This window comes from Rivularia sp. PCC 7116 (assembly GCF_000316665.1).
In the GTDB taxonomy this organism is placed as follows: Bacteria; Cyanobacteriota; Cyanobacteriia; order Cyanobacteriales; family Nostocaceae; genus Rivularia.
In genome coordinates this window covers 4,014,252-4,027,286 of the sequence record NC_019678.1, presented here as the reverse complement: position 1 = coordinate 4,027,286, position 13,035 = coordinate 4,014,252, and the positions used below count along the sequence as shown (strand labels likewise).

The 13,035-nt window shown below is 39.3% G+C and carries 10 protein-coding genes; 6 read left to right on the top strand and 4 right to left on the bottom strand.

The genetic code is table 11. From position 1 onward, the window contains the following. Positions 1-149: 149 nt before the first annotated feature. Positions 150-908 (bottom strand): N-acetylmuramoyl-L-alanine amidase, encoded by a 759-nt coding sequence (locus RIV7116_RS15665; protein WP_015119278.1) that lies wholly within the window; start codon positions 906-908, stop codon positions 150-152. Positions 909-1,428: 520 nt separating this feature from the next. Here RIV7116_RS15665 and RIV7116_RS15660 point away from each other — a divergent pair. From RIV7116_RS15660 to RIV7116_RS15635, 6 genes are all read left to right on the top strand, one after another. Beyond that, a complete protein-coding gene (locus RIV7116_RS15660; protein WP_015119277.1) occupies positions 1,429-1,929 on the top strand; it encodes a DUF2231 domain-containing protein in 501 nt (166 codons plus the stop codon). Further along, positions 1,929-2,528, top strand: coding sequence for a DUF2231 domain-containing protein (locus RIV7116_RS15655; RefSeq protein WP_015119276.1), 600 nt, complete (start codon positions 1,929-1,931; stop codon positions 2,526-2,528). Before RIV7116_RS15660 ends, RIV7116_RS15655 begins: the two co-directional genes overlap by 1 nt. A 122-nt stretch (positions 2,529-2,650) precedes the next feature. After that, a complete protein-coding gene (locus tag RIV7116_RS15650) occupies positions 2,651-3,538 on the top strand; it encodes a cytochrome c oxidase subunit II (protein WP_015119275.1) in 888 nt (295 codons plus the stop codon). A 61-nt stretch (positions 3,539-3,599) separates the two neighbouring features. After that, positions 3,600-5,285 (top strand): cytochrome c oxidase subunit I, encoded by a 1,686-nt coding sequence (gene ctaD, locus RIV7116_RS15645; protein WP_015119274.1) that lies wholly within the window; start codon positions 3,600-3,602, stop codon positions 5,283-5,285. A gap of 115 nt (positions 5,286-5,400) precedes the next feature. After that, positions 5,401-6,045, top strand: a complete 645-nt coding sequence (locus RIV7116_RS15640; RefSeq protein ID WP_015119273.1) for a heme-copper oxidase subunit III — start codon at positions 5,401-5,403, stop codon at positions 6,043-6,045. 102 nt (positions 6,046-6,147) lie between these two features. Next, positions 6,148-7,638, top strand: coding sequence for a GMC oxidoreductase (locus RIV7116_RS15635; RefSeq protein ID WP_015119272.1), 1,491 nt, complete (start codon positions 6,148-6,150; stop codon positions 7,636-7,638). A gap of 448 nt (positions 7,639-8,086) precedes the next feature. Here RIV7116_RS15635 and RIV7116_RS15630 read toward each other — a convergent pair whose 3' ends face one another. The 3 genes from RIV7116_RS15630 to RIV7116_RS15615 form a co-directional block, all read right to left on the bottom strand. Beyond that, positions 8,087-8,407, bottom strand: coding sequence for a P-II family nitrogen regulator (locus tag RIV7116_RS15630; RefSeq protein ID WP_015119271.1), 321 nt, complete (start codon positions 8,405-8,407; stop codon positions 8,087-8,089). A 107-nt stretch (positions 8,408-8,514) separates the two neighbouring features. Beyond that, a complete protein-coding gene (locus RIV7116_RS15625) occupies positions 8,515-9,699 on the bottom strand; it encodes a sodium-dependent bicarbonate transport family permease (RefSeq protein ID WP_015119270.1) in 1,185 nt (394 codons plus the stop codon). A gap of 1,032 nt (positions 9,700-10,731) precedes the next feature. After that, complete coding sequence (locus tag RIV7116_RS15615; RefSeq protein ID WP_015119269.1) at positions 10,732-12,825, bottom strand: cation:proton antiporter; 2,094 nt, start codon at positions 12,823-12,825, stop codon at positions 10,732-10,734. Positions 12,826-13,035 lie beyond the last annotated feature (210 nt).

The window sequence follows — 13,035 nt, the reverse complement described above, 5'->3', positions numbered from 1 at the left end:
AGTGTTATAACTATATTTTTTGTATAAACTCGCTGTTTATTTTTCCAATAAATGAATTTAAATACGAGACATTCATAAAAAAACCTGTGTTTATCTTCATGTAACACAGGTCATATTATCTCTTAACAAATGAATTTTGAATAGCTGTTTTAATCAGCAATAAATTCAGCGTGTCCCGAATAAATATAATGAACTTTGCGCTCGCCAATTTCTTGCTCTAACTCTACTAAGTAATGAGCTTCTTCATCAGCAAGCAATCTTCCTTTATATTTTCCAACTTCTAAATTGTATAATTCTTGATTGGGTATACTTCTAGATTGAACTGTAGAAGGCTTAGCAAAAGTATTCACCTTGACATTCAGAACACCCTGAATACCTTCTTCCTCATCTTTACCTACTAAACCATCAACTATTGCTGTTGCCATCTTCTCGGCATCAAACAATTTCATATCTTCATCATTCGTCAGAAAACAGCACTCAATCAATATCGCAGGCATATTCGTGTACTTGAGTACCGCGAAATTAGCAGTCTTAACTTTTCGGTTTCTGAAGCCTAAAGCAACTATCTTGTCGAGTACTGCTTGAGCTAAAGTTCTAGCGGAACTATGGTAGTTATAAACAAATATTTCAGTACCACCGGCACTTCTATTCCCAGCAGCATTGAAGTGAATAGAAACAAAATAATCAACTCTCAACCAATTCGCTCTTCTTGCTCTCTGAATTAGAGAATTACCAACACTGTAAGCTCTTCTTGGAGTAACGGACACAGCAAGATGCCCTCTGTGTTTGAGCTTACTAATAACTAATTCACCGACTTGCTTAGTGTAAACATCTTCGCGGTGCTTTCCAGATACTGCTCCTATATCTCTAGGAGGGCAGTTATGACCGATATCTATTCCAAAATACATATCCAATTCACCTCATAGAAAATGGGTTCAGATATAATTTAAGTTTGATATCAAATCAATTAAATGTCAGGGGCGATCGCACACACTTAGATATTTATTAGTCATAGGTTAAAATATTTTATTTTCTACTTAAATGTTATTTTTATACACAATTATTCAGATACAATGTATACATCTAAACAATGCCGACTAAAAACTGAATTTATTCCAAATTATATAATTCAGTCAACAAGAAAAACCGTAATTTATTTGAAGTATAAATTTTATTGGGTTTACCAAACATCATTCAAGGTCTACATCCAGTATTTAGGGAAAATTATTGATACTTAATTATGACAAGTTGTCATTATTAAATTAATCTATATTTAAAGAAAAAAAACTACAAATAACAATAAAATATAACCGTTTCCGTATAATTGCGTACAATTAAGACATTTTATATCAAAGTCGCGTATTATTGCTAAGATTGAAGCGAAAATATCAGCATGAAGAATTTGCTATTAATGTAGAGGGGAACACAATGTTTGAGAATCTTCTTCCAGCTTTAAACGAGCATAATTTGCCCTATCCAGATACAATTCATCCCATTGTGGTTCACTTTGTGATTGCGATGGTTTTATTCGCATTTTTCTGCGATATTATCGGCTATTTTACGAAAAATTCTCGACTTTTCGAGGTGAGTTGGTGGAATATGTTTTTCGCAACTATTTCGATATTTATCGCAATTATTTTTGGTCAAATAGAAGCGGGTTTGGCATTAGCTTATGACGCTGTCGAACCAGTTCTGAACTTACATACTTTAATTGGTTGGTCGCTCTCGGGAATTATTGCAGCAATAACGGGATGGCGATATGTCATTCGTTTGCGCGATTCTCAAAGTATTCCTATTTCTTATTTAGGTGTAGGAGTACTTTTAACCGTTTTAGTATGTTTTCAGGTATATCTCGGAGATAAACTTGTTTGGGTCTATGGATTGCACACAAGTCCAGTTGTTGAAGCTGTGAAAGAGGGGGTTTTATAATGAATTCTGAATTAATTAATCAGTTAGATTTAGGAGCGAATGGATTACCTTATTCTATCCCAATTCATCCTAATTTAGTGCATCTAACATTGGGATTATTTATTATTAGTATAGCCTTTGATATAGTTGGCGTATTCTTTACATTAGAAAAACCAATCTTTAAATTTCTAGCTATTAAAGCAACTCGTTCGGGTTTCTTTGATGTTGGCTGGTACAATATGTTAGCCGCGTCCATTATTACATTTTTTACAGTTGCAGCAGGTTTTTACGAAATTATGCTGGCACACCCAGAAGCTGGAATCAAAAGTGCTTGGGGATTGGGAGCTATGGAAACAATGCTTTGGCACGGTGTTGGCGGTGTTGTATTATTAGCATTTATTGTTGGAATGACTGTTTGGCGTGGATATCAACGATTTGTTTGGCGTAAAGATAGAGGTTTACAAGTCCAATTTAGTTACGTGTTTGTTGGATTATTTATTATGTTCTTAATGTACGTTCATGGAACATTAGGAGCGCACATGGCTGGTGAATTTGGCATACATAATACCGCAGATAATTTATTGCGATTGGGACAAGACCCCAATACTTTATTGAAGTAAACAACTATCACGGATTAGATGGATTTCACTGATTTCACGGATTGGATTATTATTAGTGACTACCAACTATCAATCAATTACTAACTACTAACAATTATCAACTAAAAACTAACAACTAACTTATGAAAATACGCGATATTTTATCAATAATTGTCAGTGCAATTATTTTAGCTGTTGTTAGTCTATGGATTGGACAACAGGCTTATTCTTGGCTTCCTCCGCAAGCTACTGCTCAATCTCTATTAGTAGATGATTTATTCAGTTTTTTGGTGACGCTGGGAGCATTTATCTTTTTAGGGGTTACGGCAGCAATAGTATATTCAATAATATTTAATCGTGCGGGAAAGTACGATGTTAGCGATGGCCCTGCTATAGAAGGTAATATTACTTTAGAAGTAGTTTGGACGGCAATTCCATTTGTTTTAGTGATTTGGATTGGTGTTTATAGCTACCAAGTTTACGACCAAATGTCTATTCTTGGTTCTATACAAAATCAACATATGTCTATGAAGATAAATCCGGAGGTTGCACCACCGATTAAGGATTCAGAAAAAATCGAAGTTATATCTAAACAGTGGGCTTGGATTTTTAATTATCCACAGCAAAATATTAGCAGTACCGAACTACATTTACCCGTAAACAAACCAGCTTATTTAACATTGCAATCAGAAGACGTTATTCACGGTTTTTATATTCCCGCATTCCGGGTAAAGCAAGATGTAATTCCTGGTGAAATAATCAATTTTCAATTTACTCCCATTCTTGAAGGTAAATATAGACTCCGGGATTCTCAATATAGTGGAACTTACTTCGCAGCAATGCAGGCTGATGTAGTTGTTGAATCCCCAGAAAAATATCAAGAATGGCTAAAAGTTGCTCAAAACCGCGAACCATCCGCCGCATACAATCAAGCAGTAGCTGAATATACCAGTAAATCCGATAAGGCAATTAATACTAGTTGGGCAACAGTTAAACCAGCAGAGCCTCCTGTTGTTAATTATCACGATTAATCAGTTATCAGTGAGCAGTGAGCAGTTATCTAAAATCTAAAATCGTAAATCCAAAATCTAAATGACTAGTACCAAACCTACAAATACTGAAGTTGCTCAAGGGCAACATCATGAAGGACATCATCATCCACCGACGACTTGGAAAACTTATTTTACTTTTAGTACCGACCACAAAGTAATAGGTATTCAATATATCGTTACTGCCTTCATATTTTTCCTGATTGGCGGCATTTTCGCGATGATTATTCGGGGTGAATTAATCACTCCTGAATCCGATCTTGTTGACCGTACCGTTTATAATGCCATGTTTACCATGCACGGTACGATAATGCTGTTTATGTGGACTTTCCCGGTGCTGGCTGGTTTGGCAAACTACCTCGTACCTTTACAGATTGGGGCGCGTGATATGGCGTTTCCTCGTCTCAATGCTCTTGCCTTTTGGATGGTTCCAGTGTTTGGAACTATACTGATGGCGAGTTTCTTGGTTCCTGGTGGTCCCGCTCAATCTGGCTGGTGGTCTTACCCACCGGTAAGTACTCAAAATCCTGCGGGTATTTTGTTCAACGGACAATTCCTGTGGTTGATAGCTGTAGCATTATCGGGGATATCTTCGATTTTGGGTGCGGTAAATATTGTGACTACAATTTTCCGTATGAGAGCGCCGGGAATGGGTTTCTTCAAAATGCCTGCCTATGTGTGGACGGTATTAAGCGCCCAGATGATTCAACTGTTTGGATTGCCTGCGCTGACTGCTGGTGCGGTAATGTTATTGTTTGATTTATCTGTAGGAACCAGTTTCTTTGACCCCGCGAAAGGTGGCGACCCGGTATTGTATCAGCACTTTTTCTGGTTCTATTCCCATCCTGCTGTTTACGTAATTATACTGCCAGTATTTGGAATTTTTTCGGAAGTATTTCCAGTTTATTCCCGCAAACCTTTATTTGGTTACAAAGTAGTAGCAGTTTCATCGCTGATTATCACGGGATTGAGCGCTGTGGTTTGGGTTCACCACATGTTTGCTAGCGGTACTCCTGGTTGGATGCGGATGCTATTCATGTTCTCTACAATGTTGATTTCTGTGCCCACTGGAATAAAAGTATTTGCTTGGGTGGGGACAATTTGGGGAGGAAAGTTACGTCTTGACACACCAATGTTATTCGCTTTGGGTGGATTGGTGATGTTCGTATTTTCTGGGATTACGGGTATTATGCTTGCTGCGGTTCCCGTTGATATTCACGTTAATAATACCTACTTCGTAGTCGGTCACTTCCATTATGTGATTTATGGTGCAACAGTGATGGGTGTTTATGCTGCTTTGTACCATTGGTTCCCTAAAATGACAGGAAGAATGTATTACGAAGGTTTGGGTAAACTGCACTTTTGGTTAACCTTCATCGGTGCAAACCTCAACTTCTTTCCCATGCATCCTTTAGGACTGCAAGGAATGCCAAGACGAGTAGCTTCTTACGACCCAGAATTTGCTTTTTGGAATGTAATTGCTAGTATTGGTGGATTTGTGTTGGGAATGTCTACGTTACCGTTTTTACTTAACGTTATTAGTTCTTGGGTTGACGGCAAGAAAGCACCAGACAATCCGTTTCGTGCCATTGGCTTGGAATGGTTAGTTTCTTCACCACCACCTGTAGAAAACTTTGAAAAACAACTTCCGATTGTGATGGAGGAACCCTACGGTTATGGAAAATCAACACCAGAGAAGTTAGTAGCTAATCCTTCTGAGCTTAATTAGAGAGGGGGTAGAAGGGGGAGAGGGGATAGAAATAATTCAAAACTATTAATTCTTAACTTTAAACTCCTCACTCCTACTTCTTACCCATTACCCATTACCCATTACCTTTATTATTATGAGTACTATAGACGGTGAAGCAATGCAGTTAAAAGATGAGAATTCATTACAAGAATTAGAGTTAGCAAATAATGAAAATTTAGCGGAACACGAGCATGATGAAGAAGGCAATAGTATGTTTGGCTTCATTGTTTTTCTGCTATCGGAAAGCGTTATTTTCCTCAGTTTTTTCGCTGGATATATTGTTTATAAAACCACAACTGTTGATTGGCTGCCAGCAGGTGTTGAAGGATTAGAAGTTAGAGAACCATTCATAAATACAGTAATTCTTGTTTCCAGTAGTTTTGTCATTTATTTTGCGGAAAGGTTTTTAAAGAAAGATAATCTTTGGGGTTTTCGTATATTTTGGCTGTTAACAATGGCTATGGGTAGTTATTTTCTCTACGGTCAAGCTGTTGAATGGAATGCTTTAGAATTCAGCTTCACATCAGGTGTATTTGGTGGAATGTTTTATTTATTAACAGGATTCCACGGCTTGCACGTTTTAAGTGGTGTGTTGTTGCAGTTGACAATGTTGATTCGTTCTTTCATTCCCGGTAATTATGAAAACGGTCATTATGGAGTTGATGCAACTTCATTATTTTGGCACTTTGTTGATGTGATTTGGATTGTTTTGTTTCTACTTTTATATATTTGGCAGTGAACAGTGAACAGTGAACAGTGAACAGTGAACAGTTAACAGTGAACAGTTAACAGTTAACAGTTAATTAACTAACAACTATCAACTAACAACTAACTATTAAAAATGATTATCGACGACCAAAATTACGATGTAATAATTATCGGTACTGGTGCTGGCGGAGGAACTTTAGCTCACAAGTTAGCACTTACTGGTAAAAAGATTCTTGTTTTGGAACAAGGAGATTTTTTAGAAAAAGAAAGTTCGGAATTAGTTGAGGTGGAAGTTTTTAAGAAAGAAGACTTTCATGCGCCACAACAATGGTATGACAGCGAAAGTGAGCCTTTTCATCCTCAAACTAGTTATTCGGTTGGTGGTAATACCAAAATTTATAGTGGTGTGCTGCAAAGAATGCGAGAAAAGGATTTTGAGAAGATTCAGCATCAAGATGGTGTTTCTCCAGAATGGGAAGTTAAATATAAGGATTTTGAACCTTACTACACTGAAGCTGAAAAACTCTATCAAGTCCACGGTAAAACTGGCGATGATTTAACTGAACCTTCCAGGAGTGAAGATTTTCCCTTTCCGGTGGTTGATAGCGAACCCCAAGTAGAAGATATTTGTAATCGTATAGCTAAAAAAGGATTGCACCCAGCATACCTTCCTATCGGTGTTGGTAATCAAGGAAGAACTGATTCTGAAGATACGGGAATTTCTCCTACGATTAAATCCTATGATAATGTCACCCTGAAAACGAAAGCTAGAGTTGTTGGTTTGCATACCAATCCTTCAGGCACAGAAGTTAAAGCTGTAGAAGCAAAAATTGGCGATCGCTCTTATTTGTTTATGGGAAATATTATTGTTCTTTCCTGTGGAGCGATAAATTCAGCAGCTTTACTTTTAAGTTCTGCGAATGAAAAACATCCCAAAGGATTAGCAAATAGTTCGGAATTTGTGGGGTGTAATTTAATGAAGCAGTTGATGACGACGTTAGTACAAATTACTAACACTCCCAATTCTGGATTATTTCAAAGGACTCGCTATATTAATGATTTTTATTGGGGAGATGAAAATTTTTCTTACCCAATGGGTCATATTCAAAATTCTGGTGGTATTCTTCAAGATGTGATTTTTGCCGAGTCTCCACCATTATTATCTGTTGCTGCTAAATTGATGCCGGGATTTGGTTTAAAACAGTTAGCGAAACGCTCTATCGGTTGGTGGTTGCAAACTGAAGATTTACCAGTTCCTAAAAACCGCGTTCGTTTTCAAGGCTCAAAATTATATGTAGATTATACAGCCAATAATGCCGAAGCCCACGACAGGTTAGTTTATCGTTGGATTGACGTACTTAAATCCATTGACGGAAACAAACAAAATATTTATCCCCGTGGTGAAACACCAATTCAAGTAGTAGCTCATCAATCCGGTACTTGTCGCTTCGGAGAAAATGCAAAAACTTCAGTCCTCGACCTTAACTGTCGTACCCATGATATAGATAATCTTTACGTCGTTGACAGCAGTTTTTTCCCTTCGATGTCTGCAACCAGCCCCGCTTTAACGGTTATCGCCAACGCTTTGCGGGTTGGGGAGCATTTGATTGAAAGATTGAAGTGATTTGGTAGTAGCTAATTGGTAATGGAAGACAAGGAGAACTATTAATTCCTATTTTTAGGTTTTATGCGTGCGAACTATCTAGAATGGTTTCCAAATTTATGCAACCTTAAGACCTAAGCCAGTTCAATATAGCGCTTTTCATTTGAGTGCAATACGGTTTAAGAAACCTCACCCCCTTCCCCTCTCCTTCCGCCAGTAGAGGGGTATATTCTATTCAACTGAAAACTGCTATAGTCGCTTGCGACACATGGATGAAGCGTTATAAAAATGACGACGTAATTGGGTATCGAAATGACTTATTCGCCGACATCAACCTTTCGTAGGCACAAAATACGCTCACCAAAAAGCCGAGTTCAAGGGTTCCCTTAAAAGTTTTTTCCTCCTGAAATAACTTCTAAGGTTGTCCGTCATGCCCCGGCTTTTTGGGTTCGATTGGCTGGGTTTTGAATCAGAACTTGTGTGCGTGCAATACCTCCATCACGTCACAGAGATAAGCGATACCTGAATAATCGTCGAAAAACTGGGCTGCAACCTCATCCGAAATCTTCACGGCCATATCCCGATTTGGGGTGAGCACCTCGAACTTGATATTCGAGAAGTTGTCGGAGGAAACGGTGGGTTGTCCCGATGAGGGCACGTTGCGACTGCCTTTACCACCAGCGGGCACCACCGTATAACCGGTAGCCCCGGCTTCGTCGATAATCTTAGCGATTTTTTTCATCAACAACTTTTCTGTGACGATGACAAGCTTGGCGGCTTGCTGGGTCATGTTGGTTACCTCCTTACGTGTGTATTCATTAAACTACATAGAAACTCAGACAAAGGTCAACACCGCACGCCCCAGGCGCTAATCTAGCCGGTGCGACCCCTGTGGCATCAACTGCTCATTAATGCCTGGGCAAGCCCGATGAAGAGCGGTATTCCTATGGCAAGCGCAACCGGCGTGCCGACGGCTGTGGACGAGCCGATGTAAGCAGAGGGATTGGCCGACGGGATACCTGCCCGTAAAGTGGGCGGTCCTGAGATGTCTGAACTGGAGGCGGCAATGACGGCCAGGATAACGACACCGCCAGGGCTGAATCCCGTGATTTCATGAGCAATCCAGCCGAAACCGAAGGCGATGAGTCCATGCAGCAGCGGCGCTACTGCGGCATATAGGGCGTACCACTGACCCACCTTACGCAGCTCGCCAAGCCTTGCCGTGGCCTCCATACCCATTACCAGCATCAGTATTGAAAGCAAACCGCGAAAGAGAGGATCGAAGAAGCTCTCATATACACTTTCCGGGCGGGTTAGGATACCTAGAGCGAGACCGAGCAGCAGTGCCGATAGGGCAGAACCCTGGAGGCTTTCCTGAATGATGGGCCATATCTTCACCCGCTTGCTTGCGGTATCGCGCTTGGGATACCCGCTTGCGATAATGCCCTGCTCGCTACCATACCCGCCTGTGCTAAAGCGCTGCTCGCTGGGATACCCGCCTGCGGTCATGCCCTGCTCGTTAGGATACCCGCCTGCGGTAACGCTCTGCCCGGTGAGATACTTCTGCTTGCTGAGAGACTCGTCTTCGCGACGGCGCTTCTTGGTAGTATAAATGCTGGCCAAAACGATGGCAGTCACGAGTGCTGGGATATCCATGAAGGGATAGAGTGCGGCGGCCCAAGGTTCGTAGAAGATATTTTCCGATTCCAGTAGCGTCAGGGCCGCGGCGAGGGTAGAGCCACTCACGGCACCGAACAAGCCTGCAGTCGCAATGGCATCCACGGTTTTGACGTTCGGCAACTTGGCCAAGGTGTAGCGCCCGATAAACACGATAAGGATGCCCACTACTACGGCGAACACCGCAGGCAACAGCATCTCCACCAGATTGGCATTGCGGATTGCAATGCCGCCGCTCAAGCCGACTTTTATGAGCAGCATGAAGACGATGAACTTATAAATCGGATCTGGAACTTGTAGTCGGCTATTGACGGCGGCAACTACCATACCACCAATTAGAAAACCGAGTGTCGGGGACTGCAACTTCCCTAGGAAGAGCGTCACAAAATCGGACAAAAAATCCACGTAATAATTCCTCCTTGATTCAGAACTTAGGGGTCAGAACGGCAGGCAAGCATGGCCTGGTCTATTTGTTTAACTTGTTTCCAATATTCACTTCTTAAATTTCGGAATCGTTCGGTCTTTGCTTGGCTGCTACGCAGCCTCTTCCTTTCAGTGTTAAATTTTGCTTCTTTAATCTAGGAAACATCGTACTTTTACTTACCCAAACGTTGTATTTTGAGGGTTCTCACCTCCCGCTTCTGGTGGATTCCCCATGCAACCTTTGTGCAAAACTGCCCCTGCCGACAACCCTGTTTTCACAAGAAATTTGCGGCGAGAAACTGAATTCACATCCGTCATTTGGGTCTCCTTATAAGTAGTTCTATGTTTTTTAGGCATTACAAAAATTAACAATAACTACTCGATTTTGCTAATATAAAAACGTTTGGCTTACTGCTACAAACAGCAAGAAACTATCAGCAAATGTCAATGTAGTCTGCTGTGGAAAAAACTTATAGCAACTATAGAGATCTACGATGCAATGAACATAAATCTGTTCGCTGTCTGGTTTGTTTTTTTACATTCTTAACTGGTATTAAAACTAGAATACAACGTTTAGCATCAAAAATATATACCCTAAATCGGTAATTATTAAATAAATATAATATTAGGTATATAAGTAAAACTTTATTGTTACCAAATAATCATGACTTTACTGAGTTTATAGTCAATAAAACATAATCATAAGAATTGATGTGAATCTATGATTGAGTTTTTTTTGATGTATGAACATATCTACTAATAAGATTATTTGAATCCAGATATGAATAGTAGTAATATTAATCGGTGCATCAAAACATACTTTTTTAAGTTCCCAGAGAATAACCAAACTCTAACCTTTAACTAAACATATGGGTTGAATTAAGAGGCAACAAAGCCGTGAAAGATACCTCCCAGGCTCCGCGTGAATGGGTTGGGGCGGAGTGTCGGCGGACAGAGTATTCTTTGTGCCGAATCGCCTTGTTCAAATCCACATCAAAATTCCAACCAACTTGTTTAACCTGAATGCGGTTCCCCAAACAAAACCATTGAACAATTGTCAATTGATGAAAGCAGTTTATTGCTTACGTCACTAACTGCTAATCCTCCTGCTGTACGACGGTGAGCGGAACGTAAAATTACCATATCGTAGGAATTGGCTTCTTTAATGATTACTCTTGCGACGTCATCGTGACGAATTGTCCTAATTACTACTTCTTTCTGGGATTTACTATTACTCAGATATGATGAAAGTTCGGATTCAAATAATGCAATTTCTTTATCAGTCGTTTTGCGCGGACGGACATGCAATAATGTTACAGATGCTTCGTTTGTGTCGGCGAAAAGTTGAGCAAATTGAATTGCACGCAATATTTCTGGTGTAATGTTACCAACAGGAACGAGAATTCTGTGAATGTTTATTGGTTCGTCTAGCAAACGCATTACTGCTACCGGACAATGAGCAGCCCAAAAAACATTATCAATAATATTACCAAATAAACGGGCCTGTAAACTACTGGTTGGACTCCACCCCATAACAATTAAATCAGCATTTTGTTCTCTGGCGGCGCGACTAATTCCCCTAGCAACATCATCATCAATACGAATTACCGGTTTGGCTTGGGCTTGGAATTCTTGACTGATTTTTAGTGCTTGCTGTAATAATTTTTTGCTTCTTTTGATGGAAACTTTTAGCTGGGGTTCGTCCATATGAACGTGAGCTTTAGGAATTGATAAAGGCACAACTATGCCTTGTTCGTGATGGGCTAATAATGCTCCCATTTCAATTAGATATCTTTCGGTATGAGGATTATAAATAGGTACTACTACCTTAAAGAGACTGTTGTAAATAAAGTTGTCGGTATCTATATTAAATTCTGCATCTTCGGCTTCTACTTGTTGTTTTGTAGAATCTTGTTCTAAACTTGCTTTGGGAACTGTTAATTTACTTCCGAATCTTGATGTTAATACAGGACCCAAAATAGCCGTAACTAACATTAAAACAATTATAGTATTAAACACTGCATCTGTAATTATTCCTGCATCTTTACCTACTAATGCAGCAGCTAAAGTAGCAGCGACTTGAGGTAATGATAAAGACCACATTGTTAAGGCTTCATTCCAGTTGTAGCCATAAAGAATTTTTGCTATAAGTGCAGCTAGAAATTTACTAATAATTAAACCACCAACAATACCGATAGTTAAAGGTAGTTGAGTACTAAGGCTAGATACAAAACCAGAAAAATTTATTAATAACCCCATTCCTACGAAGAAAAAAGGAATAAATAAAGTACTTCCAACAAATTCAACTTTTTCTTCCACAGGAGAATGTCCGACAACATCATTTACCGCTAACCCTGCTAAGAATGCTCCGACAATTTTATCAACATTGATAATCTGCGCTCCTACCGAAGCTAAAAATACTGCCAACAGTACAAACAAAAATTGATTGCTTTGTTCGTCTCCAGTGCGACGAAAATATTCTTTACCAGCCCAATCAAAACCGAATAAAACAATGGCTGAATAGATTGCTAAAGTAGCTAACTGACTTGTTAAACTAAAAGCAGAAAATTCTCCATCACTAATGGAAACGCAAACTGCAAGTACTAACAATGCAGCAATATCGGTAAAAATTGTGGCTCCAATAGTTACGGTAACAGCTTGATTGCTAGTAACTCCCAAACGGTTAACAATTGGAAAACCTAAAAGAGTATGAGAAGCGAGTAGAGAACCAATTAAAACTGAGGGATTCCAACCAAAACCAAATAACCTTCCTACAATAGCCCCAAAAATAAGTGGAATTAAAAAAGTTGCAATTCCAAAACCCAAAGAACGGTCTTTATTTTTACGAAAATCTTCTAAATCTATTTCTAAACCAGCTACAAACATCAGATAAATTTTACCTATGTCCGATAGCAATTTCATGGTTTCAGTTTCTGCATTCAAGATTCCTAAACCATCGGGGCCTAAAACTACTCCTGCTGCTAATAACCCCACTAATCCCGGAAGCCGCAAACGTTCAAAAATTGGTGGTACTACTAGAATTACTAGTAAAAGAATAGTAAAAGCAATTAAAGGACTTTTGGAAAGTTCTTGTAATATTTGTTCCATAGAAAAATATAAAAGCTCAAAGGGTAAAGGTTAAAGGTCAAAGGTTGAAGGTATGAGATGCTATTTATAAAAAATAATTTTTATACAACCAGTTTAAAAAGCTTTATCAACACAAGTTTGGCATAAAAGATATTAAAAAGCTATTATAATCAAAGTTTTAATTCCGATGTGAAATATCAGCTGTAAAACTCGGATATTATAAATTTGACC

Excerpts from the sequence above, each read along its gene's own strand:
- RIV7116_RS15665 (WP_015119278.1), bottom strand. The coding sequence starts at position 908 with ATGTATTTTGGAATAGATATCGGTCATAACTGCCCTCCTAGAGATATA.
- RIV7116_RS15660 (WP_015119277.1), top strand. The coding sequence starts at position 1,429 with ATGTTTGAGAATCTTCTTCCAGCTTTAAACGAGCATAATTTGCCCTAT.
- RIV7116_RS15655 (WP_015119276.1), top strand. The coding sequence starts at position 1,929 with ATGAATTCTGAATTAATTAATCAGTTAGATTTAGGAGCGAATGGATTA.
- RIV7116_RS15650 (WP_015119275.1), top strand. The coding sequence starts at position 2,651 with ATGAAAATACGCGATATTTTATCAATAATTGTCAGTGCAATTATTTTA.
- ctaD (WP_015119274.1), top strand. The coding sequence starts at position 3,600 with ATGACTAGTACCAAACCTACAAATACTGAAGTTGCTCAAGGGCAACAT.
- RIV7116_RS15640 (WP_015119273.1), top strand. The coding sequence starts at position 5,401 with ATGAGTACTATAGACGGTGAAGCAATGCAGTTAAAAGATGAGAATTCA.
- RIV7116_RS15635 (WP_015119272.1), top strand. The coding sequence starts at position 6,148 with ATGATTATCGACGACCAAAATTACGATGTAATAATTATCGGTACTGGT.
- RIV7116_RS15630 (WP_015119271.1), bottom strand. The coding sequence starts at position 8,407 with ATGACCCAGCAAGCCGCCAAGCTTGTCATCGTCACAGAAAAGTTGTTG.
- RIV7116_RS15615 (WP_015119269.1), bottom strand. The coding sequence starts at position 12,825 with ATGGAACAAATATTACAAGAACTTTCCAAAAGTCCTTTAATTGCTTTT.